General features: G+C 54.1%; 16 protein-coding genes. 4 read left to right on the top strand and 12 right to left on the bottom strand.

Annotation, left to right across the window (positions count from 1 at the left end; all coding sequences use genetic code 11):
• Window positions 1–9: 9 nt before the first annotated feature.
• On the top strand, window positions 10–984 hold the full coding sequence (locus N5923_RS01155) for an aldo/keto reductase (protein WP_267141444.1): 975 nt from the start codon (window positions 10–12) through the stop codon (window positions 982–984).
• Window positions 985–1,030: 46 nt separating this feature from the next.
• Here the strand turns inward: N5923_RS01155 and N5923_RS01160 are convergent, their stop codons facing one another.
• The 7 genes from N5923_RS01160 to nrdR all read right to left on the bottom strand — a co-directional run bounded on the left by N5923_RS01160 (window position 1,031) and on the right by nrdR (window position 5,821).
• Window positions 1,031–1,561, bottom strand: coding sequence for an outer membrane beta-barrel protein (locus N5923_RS01160; RefSeq protein ID WP_267141445.1), 531 nt, complete (start codon window positions 1,559–1,561; stop codon window positions 1,031–1,033).
• Window positions 1,562–1,747: 186 nt separating this feature from the next.
• Complete coding sequence (gene pgpA, locus N5923_RS01165) at window positions 1,748–2,254, bottom strand: phosphatidylglycerophosphatase A (RefSeq protein ID WP_267141446.1); 507 nt, start codon at window positions 2,252–2,254, stop codon at window positions 1,748–1,750.
• Complete coding sequence (gene thiL, locus N5923_RS01170) at window positions 2,232–3,209, bottom strand: thiamine-phosphate kinase (protein WP_267141447.1); 978 nt, start codon at window positions 3,207–3,209, stop codon at window positions 2,232–2,234. The genes pgpA and thiL overlap by 23 nt, the downstream gene beginning before the upstream one ends.
• 53 nt (window positions 3,210–3,262) lie before the next feature.
• Entirely contained in the window at window positions 3,263–3,682 is a 420-nt protein-coding gene (gene nusB / locus N5923_RS01175) for a transcription antitermination factor NusB (protein WP_017800916.1), read from the bottom strand.
• Between the two features lie 22 nt (window positions 3,683–3,704).
• The gene (ribH, locus tag N5923_RS01180) at window positions 3,705–4,175 is read right to left on the bottom strand and encodes a 6,7-dimethyl-8-ribityllumazine synthase (protein ID WP_267141448.1); all 471 of its coding nucleotides are present in this window, start codon (window positions 4,173–4,175) and stop codon (window positions 3,705–3,707) included.
• A gap of 89 nt (window positions 4,176–4,264) precedes the next feature.
• The gene (gene ribD, locus N5923_RS01185; RefSeq protein WP_267141449.1) at window positions 4,265–5,368 is read right to left on the bottom strand and encodes a bifunctional diaminohydroxyphosphoribosylaminopyrimidine deaminase/5-amino-6-(5-phosphoribosylamino)uracil reductase RibD; all 1,104 of its coding nucleotides are present in this window, start codon (window positions 5,366–5,368) and stop codon (window positions 4,265–4,267) included.
• A 3-nt stretch (window positions 5,369–5,371) separates the two neighbouring features.
• A complete protein-coding gene (nrdR, locus tag N5923_RS01190) occupies window positions 5,372–5,821 on the bottom strand; it encodes a transcriptional regulator NrdR (protein ID WP_026111667.1) in 450 nt (149 codons plus the stop codon).
• Between the two features lie 211 nt (window positions 5,822–6,032).
• Here nrdR and N5923_RS01195 point away from each other — a divergent pair, with 211 nt between their 5' ends.
• Complete coding sequence (locus N5923_RS01195; RefSeq protein WP_267141450.1) at window positions 6,033–6,590, top strand: SadB/YajI family lipoprotein; 558 nt, start codon at window positions 6,033–6,035, stop codon at window positions 6,588–6,590.
• Window positions 6,591–6,656: 66 nt separating this feature from the next.
• Here N5923_RS01195 and secF read toward each other — a convergent pair whose 3' ends face one another.
• The 5 genes from secF to queA form a co-directional block, all read right to left on the bottom strand.
• On the bottom strand, window positions 6,657–7,625 hold the full coding sequence (secF, locus tag N5923_RS01200; protein WP_267141451.1) for a protein translocase subunit SecF: 969 nt from the start codon (window positions 7,623–7,625) through the stop codon (window positions 6,657–6,659).
• 10 nt (window positions 7,626–7,635) lie between these two features.
• Complete coding sequence (gene secD / locus N5923_RS01205) at window positions 7,636–9,483, bottom strand: protein translocase subunit SecD (RefSeq protein WP_267141452.1); 1,848 nt, start codon at window positions 9,481–9,483, stop codon at window positions 7,636–7,638.
• A 27-nt stretch (window positions 9,484–9,510) separates the two neighbouring features.
• Window positions 9,511–9,843 carry a preprotein translocase subunit YajC gene (gene yajC, locus N5923_RS01210; protein ID WP_017800909.1) on the bottom strand — a complete coding sequence of 111 codons (333 nt, stop codon included), beginning with the start codon at window positions 9,841–9,843 and terminating at the stop codon, window positions 9,511–9,513.
• A 24-nt stretch (window positions 9,844–9,867) separates the two neighbouring features.
• A complete protein-coding gene (gene tgt, locus N5923_RS01215) occupies window positions 9,868–10,992 on the bottom strand; it encodes a tRNA guanosine(34) transglycosylase Tgt (RefSeq protein WP_267141453.1) in 1,125 nt (374 codons plus the stop codon).
• Window positions 10,993–11,089: 97 nt separating this feature from the next.
• Entirely contained in the window at window positions 11,090–12,160 is a 1,071-nt protein-coding gene (gene queA / locus N5923_RS01220; RefSeq protein WP_267141454.1) for a tRNA preQ1(34) S-adenosylmethionine ribosyltransferase-isomerase QueA, read from the bottom strand.
• 165 nt (window positions 12,161–12,325) lie between these two features.
• Between queA and N5923_RS01225 the strand changes: the two genes are divergently transcribed.
• A complete protein-coding gene (locus tag N5923_RS01225; protein WP_267141491.1) occupies window positions 12,326–12,907 on the top strand; it encodes an ACP phosphodiesterase in 582 nt (193 codons plus the stop codon).
• Between the two features lie 195 nt (window positions 12,908–13,102).
• The gene (locus tag N5923_RS01230) at window positions 13,103–13,705 is read left to right on the top strand and encodes a peroxiredoxin C (protein ID WP_017800905.1); all 603 of its coding nucleotides are present in this window, start codon (window positions 13,103–13,105) and stop codon (window positions 13,703–13,705) included.
• The last annotated feature ends 44 nt before the right edge of the window (window positions 13,706–13,749 follow it).

The raw sequence follows: 13,749 nt of genomic DNA on the forward strand, positions 1-13,749 counted from the left end.
GCCATCATAATGAAAACCATCCAGTTAGGCAGTACCGACCTGCAGATTTCCCGTCTCTGTTTAGGTTGCATGACCTTTGGCGAGCCCAATCGCGGCAACCACGCCTGGACACTACCAGAAGAGAGCAGCAAGCCGCTGATTAAGCAGGCGCTGGACGCTGGCATTAACTTTTTTGATACCGCAAACAGCTACTCCGATGGCAGTAGCGAAGAGATTGTTGGCCGGGCGCTACGCGAATACGCTCGTCGCGATGAAATTGTGGTCGCCACCAAAGTCTACTTCCCGCTGAGTAATCTGAGCGGCGGCCTGTCGCGCAAAAACATTCTGCAATCAATCGATGACAGTCTTGGCCGGCTGGGGATGGATCACGTCGATTTGCTACAGATCCACCGCTGGGATTATGACACGCCGCTGGAAGAGACACTGGAAGCGCTGCACGATGTGGTGAAATCCGGTAAAGCACGTTATATCGGCGCCTCGTCGATGCACGCCTGGCAATTTGCTAAAGCGCTCTACACCGCCGATCTGCATGGCTGGACGCGCTTTGTCAGTATGCAGGATCAGTACAATCTGATTCAGCGCGAAGAGGAACGCGAGATGCATCCGCTCTGTCAGGCGGAGAATATTGCGGTGCTGCCATGGAGTCCGTTAGCGCGGGGACGTCTGACCCGTCCATGGGGCGAAACCACGGCGCGCTCGGTATCCGACGAAGTTGGCAAAACCCTGTATAGCCAGAGTGAAGAGAATGACGCAGCTATCGCACAACGGGTAGCGACCATCGCTGACGTGAAAGGTGTCAGTCGTGCGCAGGTGGCGCTGGCGTGGATGCTGAGCAAACCGGCAGTGACCGCGCCGATTATTGGCGCATCGCGTGCCGAACAGCTGGACGATTTGGTCAAAGCGGTAGAGGTTGAACTGAGCAGCGAGGAGATTGCCGAGCTGGAAACGGTGTATCAACCGCACCATGTGGTGGGATTCGAGTAATCAATCCGGGCGGTAAAGTTTTACCGCCCATCTGTTGGCCGGTTAATTAAAAGCTGTAACCGAGGCCTACTGTCCACATATTTAGATCTATGCGTTCATCTTTGGCATCATACCCTTTCTTTTGCGCCAGGCTACCCCGCTCATAACCTGCATCAATGACGAAATGCTTCGCCAGATGCAGCTGTGCTCCAACTCCGCCGCTAAAACCATACAGTCTTTGTTTAGCGGTATAGTCACCCCAGGTATACTTGACCCCGCCGCGGCTCACGCCGACCAACGCGTACAGCGTTACCAAATCTGCCAGCGTTACCGTCGGCCCGGTCGTCACGGAGTAATAGCTGTAGTTATTTTTTGCCCCCATCCCGAGATCATAATCTTTACTGGTCGTGGTAAAAGATCCTGCCCATCCGATGGGAAATTCGCTGTTGCTGTAAAGGTATTTGGCGTTAACGCCCTTAGATTCTAAGAAGTTGCTTTGAACATAACCGGCAGAAAATGTATGGTTACTTTCGGCTTTTACTGATGTTGCAACGACCATCAGAGCAACGAGTGGCAGGATGAATGGGGTTTTGCGCATGCTTTGTCCTTTTATTAAACGATCCATGAGATTCAGAAAAGACGATGATCTTTTTCCGAAGCGCATAATAACCAGATCTGGTAACGCAAGGCAATAGTCACTCAAGTAAACTACCACAAAGGCAGAGACAGGAAAACTAGCGGAAGACTGCGAAAAATCCCCCGCCTGGCAGCAGGGGAGAAAACATCACAATGGCCAGTGATGTCCGAGATAATAGAGAATACCGGCAGAGATAATCCCGGCGATAATATCGTCGACCATAATCCCCATCCCGCCATGCACATTGCGGTCAAACCAGCGAATCGGCCATGGTTTCCACATATCAAGAATGCGGAAAATCACAAAGCCAGCGGCCACCCATTGCCATGCCATCACCGGCAACGCCATCAGGGTGATCCACATGCCGATAAACTCATCCCAGACGATACTGCCGTGATCGTGAACACCCATATCTTTGGCGGTGCGATGGCAGATATAAACCCCGAGCGAAATGCCGAGCATCACCACTAACGAATAGATCTGCAGCGGTAAAAATGTCATCGCCCACCAGAATGGGATCGCCGCCAGCGATCCCCAGGTACCCGGAACCCAGGGAAGCAGGCCGCTACCAAAGCCGGTTGCCAGCAGATGCCAGGGATTACTCATTTTCAGGCGGCTTTTGGCTACGTCTTTATCGCGCGTCAAAATGGTCAAATCCTTTCAGGTTAAACTCCACCGGCTTGCCCTGCTCCATCAGCGTCAGCCCTTCCGAGGCTGGCGCCATCTGACCGATACAGGTATAAGGCACGCCAAGGTGGCCGAGCGCCACATCCAGCGCGCCACGGTTAATTTCCGGTACGGTAAAGCACAACTCATAATCTTCACCACCGGCCAGCGCCCAACGCAGCGCCTGCTCGCGTTCGCTATGTTCCGTCAGGGTGGCGGAAAGTGGCAGCGCATCAAGATTAATACGCGCGCCGCAGTCGCTGGCCTTCAGCACATGGCCAAGGTCGGAGATCAGGCCGTCGGAAATATCGATCGCAGAACTGGCCAAATCACGCAGCGCCTGGCCCTGTAAAATACGCGGCATTGGCCGTAAATGGCGCTTAATCAGCGCCTCACAGGCGGCCGGATCGGCAATGCGGATAGCATGCTGTAATAACGCCAGACCTGCCGCGCTGTCGCCCAGCGTGCCGGTAACAAAAATCCAGTCGCCGGGGCGCGCGCCAGAACGTTTCAATGCCCGTCCGGTCGGCACCAGGCCATGAATACCTAACGTCAGGCTGCGCGGGCCGCGCGTGGTATCACCGCCAATCAGCTGCATATCGTAATAATCCAGCAGCTCAAACAGGCTGTCGCTAAACGCCTTCAGCCAGCTTTCATCAATATCAGGTAAGGTGATCGCCAGCGTTAGCCACGCCGGATCGGCGCCCATAGCCGCCAGATCGCTGAGGTTTACCGCCAGCGCTTTGTAGCCTAAATCGGCCGGATGGATATCACGTAAGAAGTGGACGCCTTCAACCAGCGTGTCGGTACTGATTGCCAGGGTCTTTTTTTCCGGCACATTCAGTAACGCGCAGTCGTCGCCAATGCCTTTTTCCACATCGCGACGAGAGCTTGTCACACGGTTAAAGTAACGCGCGATAAGTTCGAATTCGCCACATGCCATAAATGCGTTCCGCTAAGACGTAAAGAAAAGGCCGGAGAACCGGCCTGAGGTGATTATTTTTTGTTCGGGCGAATATAAGGACCGGCTTTATCCAGTACGCCATTGACGAATTTGTGGCTGTCATCAGCACCAAATACTTTCGCCAGTTCGATACCTTCATTGATGGCCACTTTATACGGCACATCAGCACGCTTGCTCAGTTCAAACAGCGAAATACGCAGGATGGCTCTTTCAATCTGGCCCAGCTCTTCAAGCTGACGCGACAGATAAGGCTTCATCAGACCGTCGAGGTATGCGCTGTTGGTCGCAACGCCGCCCACTAACTCACGGAAATAGTTAATATCAACGTCTTTGACGTCTTGTTCCGCCAGAAACTGGTATTCAACATCAGCGATGTCGTTTTTCGACAGCTGCCAGGAGTAAATCGCCTGGACAGCGCACTCACGGGCACGACGACGTGCAGCAGGTTTCACAAAATTCCCCTTCCAAAAAAAATCAGGCTTTGATGGCTTTCAATACATTAATCATTTCGAGTGCAGTCAGCGCCGCTTCTGCGCCTTTGTTACCCGCTTTGGTGCCCGCACGCTCAATGGCCTGTTCGATGTTTTCGGTCGTCAGAACGCCGAAGGCCACCGGAATGTCGCTGTTCATTGCAACATTCGCCAGACCAGAGCTTGCTTCACCAGCAACATATTCGAAGTGCGCAGTGCCGCCACGGATCACAGTGCCAAGGGCGATAACCGTGTCGTGTTTACCGGCTTTAGCCAGCGCACGCGCAGTCATAGGTAACTCGTAAGCACCCGGAACCCAGACAACAGTGATGTTTTCATCTTTTACCTGGCCGATACGCTTCAGCGCGTCGATGGCGCCGCTCAGCAGGCTTTCGTTGATGAAGTTGTTAAAGCGCGCAATAACAATGGCAACGCGCGCATCAGGAGTGGCAACTGCAGCTTCAATAATCTTCATATTCGTCCTTTCAGGGTTCTGTTTGGCCCCGCAGGGGGGCGGATTCTATCATACTCTTTGTCGGTCTGCTTCCGCTTTTCCGCAGGCCGCTAGCGAGGGGTCAATGTCAGACGTAAGTCTGGCCCAACCTGACGCACATCGCTAAAAGAAAACTCTGGTGCATCAGCCAGTTGCGTTAATCCCGGCAGCTGGCAAAGGCCACGGGCGCTGTCGCCCAATAATTTCGGCGCGAGGTAAATAATGACTTCATCAACCACTCCGGCGCGTAACAGTGCACCCGCCAGGCTGGCGCCCGCTTCCACCCACAGGGTGTTTAGCTGGCGTTTGCCCAGCAGCATCAGCAACGACACCAGGTCCAGCTGCTGATCGATGGCCGGGACTTTCAGCTGCTCGACGCCTTCCGGCCAGCTCAATCCATCCGCCTGCAGGCGCGCCAGAATAGTGCTGCCGGGCTGGCTAACCAGACGATGCTGCGGTGTGACGCGGTTCTGACTGTCAATAATCACCCGCATTGGCTGGCGTAAATCCGCTTGCGCATACGCCGCCTGGCTGGCGCTGTCCAGCTCCGCCCAGCGTACCGTCAGCGCAGGATCATCCGCCAGCACCGTGGCGCTGCTGCTGAGAATTGCCGAGCTTTGCGCACGCAGACGTTGCACGTCACGACGCGCCTGCGGCGAAGTGATCCACTGGCTTTCGCCACTGGCCATCGCGGTGCGGCCATCAAGCGAAGCGCCAAGTTTCAGCTGCACCCAGGGAAAGCCGGTGCGCATCCGTTTTAAAAAGCCGCGATTAATCGCTTCGGCTTCATCCATCATCAGGCTATGACTGACCTCAATTCCGGCCTGTTGTAAACGATACAGTCCCCGTCCGGCGACTTCAGGATTGGGATCCTGCATCGCGGCCACCACCCGCTGCACGCCAGCGTTAATCAGCGCATCGCAACAGGGCGGCGTGCGGCCAAAATGGCTGCAAGGCTCCAGCGTGACATAAGCGGTGGCACCCTTCGCCTGCTCACCGGCCATCCGCAGCGCATGCACTTCCGCGTGCGGTTCACCGGCACGCTGGTGCCAGCCTTCACCGACAATCTTATCGTCGCGCACAATGACGCAGCCGACGTTCGGATTCGGCGTGGTGGTAAACAGCCCACGACGCGCCAGCTCCAGCGCACGGGCCATATAGAATTCATCGCGCATGGTCTAATCCTGTAGTCGGGCGATCTCTTCGCCAAATTCCCGGATATCTTCAAAACTGCGATAAACCGAGGCAAAACGAATATAGGCCACTTTATCCAGCTTCTTCAGCTCGTCCATCACCAGGTTACCGATCATTTTGCTCGGTACTTCACGTTCACCGGTAGCACGCAGCTGGGTTTTGATATGGCTGATAGCATTTTCCACGTCGTCGGAATTCACCGGACGTTTCTCCAGCGCCTTCATCAGGCCGCTGGTCAGCTTATCTTCGTTAAAAGGTTCACGGATATCATTGCTTTTCACCACCCGCGGCATCACCAGCTCTGCCACTTCAAAAGTGGTAAAACGCTCGTGACAGACCAGACACTGGCGGCGGCGACGCACCGAGGTGCCCTCACCGACCAGACGGGAGTCAATCACTTTGGTATCCACTGCAGAACAGAATGGGCAATGCATGACGCTTCCTGATATTCACGAAATTGGTCAACAGTGTAGCGCGAAGTGCCGGTTAACAAAATAACCGCCTGTGGCATTCCGAATCTTTCACTGAAGTTAGCCACAAATGCCAATTACGCGGCACGCTTCAACGGCTTAGCGATAATTTCCGCTATGCTTAACGCTATAAGGCAGTCACACTGTTTTTATCTCAGTGCAGGGAGCTAAACATATGAAAAAGACCACAGTTTTCACCATTAGTATGCTGACATCAGTGCTGCTGCTGTCAGGTTGCGCCGCGCCAAAGCCACCCGCGGTGGATAAGCTGCATAACGAAGTCGGAAAATTAAATCAGCAGATGCGTCAGCTGACCGCTCAGGCCACAGTGCTTGAACAGCAAAATCAGTTAAATAGTGGTGCACCACAGGGAGCCTGGCTGCTGCCGAATGCCAACACCGCCGTATTGCTGCAAAGCAATGTCGGTGAGCTGCGCTTATCGTTAAGCCATGTCGAAGCTGAAGCCAATGGCACCCGCGCGCTGCTGCATATCCGTGCCGCCGGAGAACAGCCGCTGGTGCCGCTAACGGCGTTAATTGAATGGGGTGAACTGGACCCGATCACCGGTAAACCGCTACCCGCTGACCGCCAGTCGCAGAGCATTGAGCTACCCTCCTCGCTGCTGCCAAAAGCCGAAACCACGATATCCCTGCGCTTAAGTGGGATTCAGCCGGAACAGCTGGGTTATGTGCGCGTACATGATATTGTGCCGCAACAGATTACAGGCAAATAAAAAAAGGGGCGGCGAAAACGCTGCCCCTCCGTAGGGGAGCCGTTACCGGCTCCCGCTGTCAATGGCTTAAGGCAGAATCGAAGGCTGATCTGCGCCCTCTTTTTCCACTTTCTGCTGCAACAGGTGCTCACGTTTCATCCCCAGTTTCAACGCCAGTGCGGAAGAAACATAGATGGAAGAAATCGTACCAATAGCCACACCAATCAGCATGGTCAGCGAGAAGCCTTTCAGCAGCGCGCCACCAAAGATAAACAGGATCAGAATCATCACCAGCGTGGTGATTGAGGTGATCAAGGTACGGCTCAGCGTCTGAGTCAGTGACACGTTCGTAATTTCGTAAGAGTTACCGCGGCGGATCTTGCGGAAGTTCTCACGAATACGGTCGGAAACCACAATCTTATCGTTAAGCGAGTAACCAATCACCGACATCAGCGACGCGACAATTGTCAGGTCGATCTCGATGCCGAACAGCGCCAACAGACCGCAGGTGATGATAACGTCATGCGCCAGCGCCAGAACGGTGCCCAGCGCCAGACGCCACTCAAAACGAAAACCGATATAGATCAGAATCGCAATCAGAGCTGACAGCAGCGCCATCGCCCCCGCCTGCGCCAGATCGCTACCGACGGTTGGCCCCACGAACTCGATACGCTTCACGGTGGCGTTTTGCTGGGCAGTCTGGTTAATGACCGTGATCACTTTGTTACCCAGCTCCTGCCCCGCAGGCCCCTCAATCGGCGCCATACGCACCATCACATCACGGCTGCTGCCAAAGTTCTGCACCAGCGGCTCCTGGAAGCCAGCGGTCACCAGCGCTTCACGCAGGGTATCCAGCTCGGCCGGTTTCTCCAGGTTGATCTCAATCACCGTCCCGCCGGTAAAGTCGAGACCCCAGTTAAAGCCCTTCACACCGACGATGACTACGGCCGCCAGAATCAGCAGGCCGGAGATGATAAAGGCCAGTTTGTCCCAGCGCATAAAGTCGATAACTTTACGCCCGTGGTTCAACTGCTCAATACTATATTCCTGTGCCACAACGCACTCCTCAGATAGACAGCTTGTTGATGCGTTTGCCGCCGTACACCAGGTTAACGATGGCACGGGTGCCGACGATAGCGGTAAACATGGAGGTTGCAATACCAATCGCGGTGGTGATCGCAAAGCCTTTAATTGAACCGGTACCGACCGCATAAAGAATGATAACTTTAATCAGCGTGGTGACGTTCGCATCGACGATACTGGAGAAGGCGCCTTTATAACCTTCATGAATCGCCTGCTGCACCGAGCGCCCGTTACGCAACTCTTCTTTAATACGTTCGTTAATCAGTACGTTCGCATCCACTGCTACCGCGAGCGTCAGCACAATACCAGCAATACCCGGCATGGTGAGCGTCGCGCCAGGCAACAGCGACATAATGCCAACAATCAGCACCAGGTTCACCAGCAGCGCACTGGTGGCGATGATGCCGAACTTCTTATAGAACACCAGCATAAAGAGGACAGAAGCGAACAGACCCCACAGGCAAGCTTCCAGACCCTGAGTGATGTTCTGTGCCCCCATGGTTGGACCAATGGTGCGCTCTTCAACAATCTGGATTGGCGCAATCAACGCACCGGCACGCAGCAGCAACGACAGCTGACGGGCTTCATTCGGATTGCTGATGCCGGTAATACGGAAGCTGTTACCCAGACGCGACTGGATATTCGCAACGTTAATCACCTCTTCCTGCTTCGCCAGAATCGCGCGACCGTTGGCATCTTTCTTACCGCTGTCTTTATACTCAACAAACAGCGTCGCCATTGGTTTACCGATATTGTCCTTGGTGAAGTTGGACATCAGGTTACCACCTGCGCCATCCAGTGAAATATTCACCTGCGCCTGGTTGTACTCATCGGTACTGGAAGTGGAATCGGTAATATGGTCGCCGGTCAGGATCACACGCTTGTACAGCACGACAGGCTGGCCTTCACGGGTGTTTTTCACTTCCGAATCACCTGGTACACGGCCACTGGCTGCCGCAGACTGATCGACAGTAGTATTAACCAGACGGAATTCCAGCGTGGCGGTTGCGCCCAGAATCTCTTTCGCACGCGCCGTATCCTGGATACCTGGCAGCTCAACCACGATACGGTCAGTTCCCTGACGCTGCACCAGCGGCTCGGCCACGCCCAGCTGATTGACACGGTTACGTAAGATGGTGATGTTCTGCTGAACCGCATACTCACGCGCTTCACGCAGACGTTCGTCGCTCATGACCGCACGCAACGCATTGCTGCCGCTGCTGCTGATAACCAGATCGCGATGACGGCTGGATAAATAACTCACCGCATTGTCACGGGCAGAAGCGTCACGGAAACGCACTTCAACACCGTAGTTAGCGATTTTAACCACGTTAGTGTAAGGAATAGATTTGTCACGCAGGTCGCTACGCAGGCTATCGGTATTCTGCTCTTGCAGTTTACCCAGCGCGGTATCCATGTCGACTTCCATCAGGAAGTGAACACCACCACGCAGGTCGAGACCGAGTTTCATCGGTTCGGCCGCCAGCATGCTCAACCAGGTTGGCGTTGCTGGTGCGAGGTTAAGTGCGACAACGTAATTCTCGCCAAGAACCTTCATAATTGCTTCACGGGCGCGCAGCTGCACATCGCCGTTGGCAAAACGCGCCATAATGGCACCATTTTCCAGCGCAATCGATTTGCTCTGGATATTGTCTTGTTTTAATGCTTCCTGGATCTGACCCAGCGTTTGTTCACTGGCGGCGACACCGCGCGCACCAGTGACCTGAACAGCCGGATCCTCACCATAAAGGTTGGGAAGTGCGTACAACAGGCCGACGAGGATCACGACGACCAGCATGATGTACTTCCACAAAGGATAACGGTTTAACACGGCAGTTCCCTTAGGGAAAAACTAAAATTACAGCGCCTTCATCGTACCTTTCGGCAGAACGGCAGCCACGAAATCACGTTTGACCACAACTTCCGTCGTATCGTTCAGCGCAATTGCTACATAACCGGTTTCAGCCACTTTGGTCACACGACCAACCAGACCACCGGTGGTCAGCACTTCATCACCTTTGGCGATGGAATCCATCAGCTTCTTGTGCTCTTTCGCACGCTTCTGCTGCGGGCGCAGGATCATAAAGTAGAAAATCAGACCAAACACCACCAGCATGATCACCAGAGAGTAAGGACTTGACTGAGACGGCGCGCCAGCTGCTGCTACTGCGTCAGAAATGAAAAAGCTCATTAAATTTCCCTCATTATTTAATTATCAGACGGTTAAAGGCGGAACTGCCTTGCCCTTCTGTTCATAGAACTCGGTAACAAAGTGCTCTAATTTACCCTCTTCGATAGCCTGGCGTAAACCCGCCATCAGGCGCTGGTAATAGCGCAGGTTATGAATGGTATTCAGACGCGCGCCTAATATTTCGTTACAACGGTCGAGATGATGCAAGTAGGCGCGACTGTAATTGCGACAGGTGTAACAATCACATTGCGCATCCAGCGACGTGGTGTCCGCTTTATACTTCGCATTGCGGATTTTTACGATGCCATCGGTCACAAACAGATGGCCGTTACGCGCGTTACGTGTCGGCATTACACAGTCGAACATATCAACGCCGCGACGCACGCCTTCCACCAGATCTTCTGGCTTGCCGACGCCCATCAGGTAACGTGGTTTATCCGCCGGGATCTGCGGACAGACATGCTCGAGAATGCGGTGCATATCTTCTTTCGGCTCACCGACCGCCAGGCCGCCCACAGCGTACCCATCAAAGCCGATCTCTACCAGCCCTTTGACCGAGACATCACGTAAATCTTCGTAAACACTGCCCTGGATAATGCCGAACAGCGCATTTTTATTGCCCAGAGAATCAAAGCGATCGCGACTGCGGCGCGCCCAGCGCAGTGACATCTCCATCGAACGTTTCGCATAATCCCAGTCGGCCGGGTATGGCGTACATTCGTCGAAGATCATCACGATATCGGAGCCGAGATCGTACTGAATCTCCATCGATTTTTCCGGATCGAGGAAAATCGCATCGCCATTGATTGGGTTGCGGAAATGCACGCCGGCTTCGGTGATCTTGCTCATCGCGCCAAGGCTGAACACCTGGAAGCCGCCGGAATCGGTGAGAATCGGCCCTTTCCACTGCATAAAATCATGCAAATCGCCATGCAGCTTCATGATCTCCTGCCCCGGACGCAGCCAGAGGTGGAAGGTATTGCCAAGAATAATCTGCGCGCCGGTCTCCTGCACTTCTTCCGGCGTCATGCCTTTTACCGTGCCGTACGTCCCGACCGGCATAAAAGCAGGCGTCTCGACCACGCCACGATCAAACACCAGACGGCCACGGCGCGCGCGTCCGTCAGTAGTATCAAGTTCAAACTTCACATTGCTCTCCGAACCAGCAGAGAAACAGTCTGCTGGCGCTAAACATCGCGCAGTGCGCGATTAACCTTGCCGCCAGGCGCATCCCGGCGGCGTACAATTAGTTGCCGACCACTTCCTGTTCGGCTTCAGGGTTACGGCTGATAAACATCGCATCGCCATAACTAAAGAAACGGTACTGCTCCGCCACCGCCTGCTGATAGGCATGCATGGTATGACGGTAACCGGCAAAGGCAGAAACCAGCATAATCAGCGTCGATTCCGGCAAGTGGAAGTTGGTCACCAGCGCATCAATCACCTGATAGTGATAGCCTGGATAGATAAAGATTTTGGTGTCATCGAAGAATGGCGCAATCAGTGCATCCTGACAGGCCTGCGCTGCGCTCTCCAGCGAGCGCACCGAGGTGGTACCGACCGCCACCACGCGATTACCGCGCGCTTTACAGGCCAGCACCGCATCGACAACCTCTTGCGGCACTTCGGCGTACTCCGCATGCATAATATGGTCTTCGATGCTGTCAACGCGCACCGGCTGGAAAGTGCCGGCGCCGACATGCAGCGTGACAAACGCCATCTCCACGCCCTTCTCACGCAGCGCGTCCAGCAGCGGTTCATCAAAGTGCAGACCGGCGGTCGGCGCGGCGACTGCACCTGGGCGCTGACTGTAGACCGTCTGATACAGCTCGCGGTCGGCATCTTCATCCGGGCGATCGATATATGGCGGCAGCGGCATATGGCCGACGGCGTTCAGGATATCCAGCACCGCGCGCTCATCGTCAAACGCAATCTCAAACAGTGCATCATGGCGCGCCACCATCGTAGCTTTGACACTTTCATCTTCACCCAGCAGTAGTTCAGCGCCAGGCTTCGGCGCTTTGGAAGCGCGCACATGAGCCAGCACACGCTTGTCATCGAGCATACGCTCAACCAGCACTTCGATTTTACCGCCGCTGGCTTTACGCCCGAAGACACGCGCCGGGATCACCCGGGTATTATTGAATACCAGCAGGTCGCCCGCATTGAGTTTGCTCAGTAAATCGGTGAACACGCCATGGTTCAGTTCGCCGCTCGGCCCGTCAAGAGAGAGCAGACGACAGCCGCTACGTTGTGGCTGCGGGTAATGGGCAATCAAAGATTCAGGTAACTCAAAAGAAAAATCGGCAACGCGCATGGTAAACATCTTCAGGTATGAAACAGGCGGCATAGTCTAGCCGAAAAGCCCTGAATTCTAAACAACTGGTTGCGGGTCGCGCGAACGCGACCTTTAGAGGATTTTGTAGGGGCGGTGTTTTCGCCGCCCCTGTTAATGGTTAGCAAAATGGTTATACTGCCCGCCATGAACTTCCTTGCACACCTTCATCTGGCCTCACTGGCCGACAGTTCGCTACTGGGCAACCTGATGGCGGATTTTGTCCGCGGTAATCCGCATAATGAATGGCCGCCAGCGGTGGCCAATGGCATCGCGCTGCATCGCCGTATTGACGTGATGACTGATTCGCTGCCTGAAGTGCGCGCCGCCCGGCAATTTTTCCGCCCTGAAACCTACCGTGTGGCGCCGATTACCCTTGATGTTATCTGGGATCATTTTCTCGCCCGACACTGGCAGCAGGTGCAGCCGGAAATTTCCTTGCCAGCTTTTTTAGCCCAGGCGCAATCTGTGATCCAGCCCGAATTACTCGCTACCCCGGAGCGGTTCCAGAATCTTAACCGTTACTTATGGAGCGAGCGCTGGATGGAGAAATACGCCGAGGCGCACTACTTAGAAAATGTCTTGCGCGGAATGGCGGCGCGTCGCCCACGGCTGGCGGCGCTCAGTGACTCCTACGAAGATTTCATCATGAATTATCATCAGTTTGCCACACTGTTCTGGCAGTTTTACCCGCGCATGATGCAGCAAGCCGCTGCGCAGCAGCTGTAAATTAGCCTGATATAACCTGATGCTTGCCCTTTTGGCAAAAAGGGCTATTGTATGAGCACGCCTTAATTATTTTCTGTTTTCGATAGGCACAGCCTATCTGAGTAATCGGTGCTATGCACTGGTTCGCGATGGCATCAAGCCTCTATACTTGCTGGCGTCAAATCACATTAATCTCACACTTTTACAGGAGTGAACATGGTCCTGGTAACTCGTCAAGCCCCTGATTTTACTGCAGCAGCTGTTCTTGGCAGCGGCGAAATCGTAGAAAACTTCAACTTTAAAAAACACACCGCTGGTAAAGCCACCGTTGTGTTCTTTTGGCCAATGGACTTCACCTTTGTATGCCCGTCTGAGCTGATTGCTTTTGACAAGCGTTACGAAGAGTTCCAGAAGCGTGGCGTTGAAGTTGTTGGTGTTTCCTTCGACTCTGAGTTTGTGCATAACGCATGGCGTAAAACTCCGGTTGATAAAGGCGGCATCGGCGAAGTTAAATACGCGATGGTTGCTGACGTTAAGCGCGAAATTCAGAAAGCTTACGGCATCGAACATCCAGACGCAGGCGTTGCGCTGCGCGGTTCATTCCTGATCGACAAAAACGGCGTTGTACGTCACCAGGTGGTGAACGATCTGCCACTGGGTCGTAACATCGACGAAATGGTGCGTATGGTTGACGCACTGCAATTCCACGAAGAGCACGGTGAAGTTTGCCCGGCACAGTGGGAAAAAGGAAAAGAAGGTATGGGCGCATCGCCAGAAGGCGTCGCTAAATACCTGTCTGAAAACGCAATTAACCTGTAATTCAGGCTGATTGTAAAAAAAGCTCGCTGCGGCGGGCTTTTTTT

The sequence above is a fragment of the Winslowiella arboricola genome (assembly GCF_025527015.1).
GTDB lineage: Bacteria > Pseudomonadota > Gammaproteobacteria > Enterobacterales > Enterobacteriaceae > Erwinia > Erwinia arboricola.

Excerpts from the sequence above, each read along its gene's own strand:
- N5923_RS01155 (WP_267141444.1), top strand. The coding sequence starts at position 10 with ATGAAAACCATCCAGTTAGGCAGTACCGACCTGCAGATTTCCCGTCTC.
- N5923_RS01160 (WP_267141445.1), bottom strand. The coding sequence starts at position 1,561 with ATGCGCAAAACCCCATTCATCCTGCCACTCGTTGCTCTGATGGTCGTT.
- thiL (WP_267141447.1), bottom strand. The coding sequence starts at position 3,209 with ATGGCATGTGGCGAATTCGAACTTATCGCGCGTTACTTTAACCGTGTG.
- ribH (WP_267141448.1), bottom strand. The coding sequence starts at position 4,175 with ATGAAGATTATTGAAGCTGCAGTTGCCACTCCTGATGCGCGCGTTGCC.
- ribD (WP_267141449.1), bottom strand. The coding sequence starts at position 5,368 with ATGCGCGATGAATTCTATATGGCCCGTGCGCTGGAGCTGGCGCGTCGT.
- nrdR (WP_026111667.1), bottom strand. The coding sequence starts at position 5,821 with ATGCATTGCCCATTCTGTTCTGCAGTGGATACCAAAGTGATTGACTCC.
- N5923_RS01195 (WP_267141450.1), top strand. The coding sequence starts at position 6,033 with ATGAAAAAGACCACAGTTTTCACCATTAGTATGCTGACATCAGTGCTG.
- yajC (WP_017800909.1), bottom strand. The coding sequence starts at position 9,843 with ATGAGCTTTTTCATTTCTGACGCAGTAGCAGCAGCTGGCGCGCCGTCT.
- queA (WP_267141454.1), bottom strand. The coding sequence starts at position 12,160 with ATGCGCGTTGCCGATTTTTCTTTTGAGTTACCTGAATCTTTGATTGCC.
- N5923_RS01225 (WP_267141491.1), top strand. The coding sequence starts at position 12,326 with ATGAACTTCCTTGCACACCTTCATCTGGCCTCACTGGCCGACAGTTCG.
- N5923_RS01230 (WP_017800905.1), top strand. The coding sequence starts at position 13,103 with ATGGTCCTGGTAACTCGTCAAGCCCCTGATTTTACTGCAGCAGCTGTT.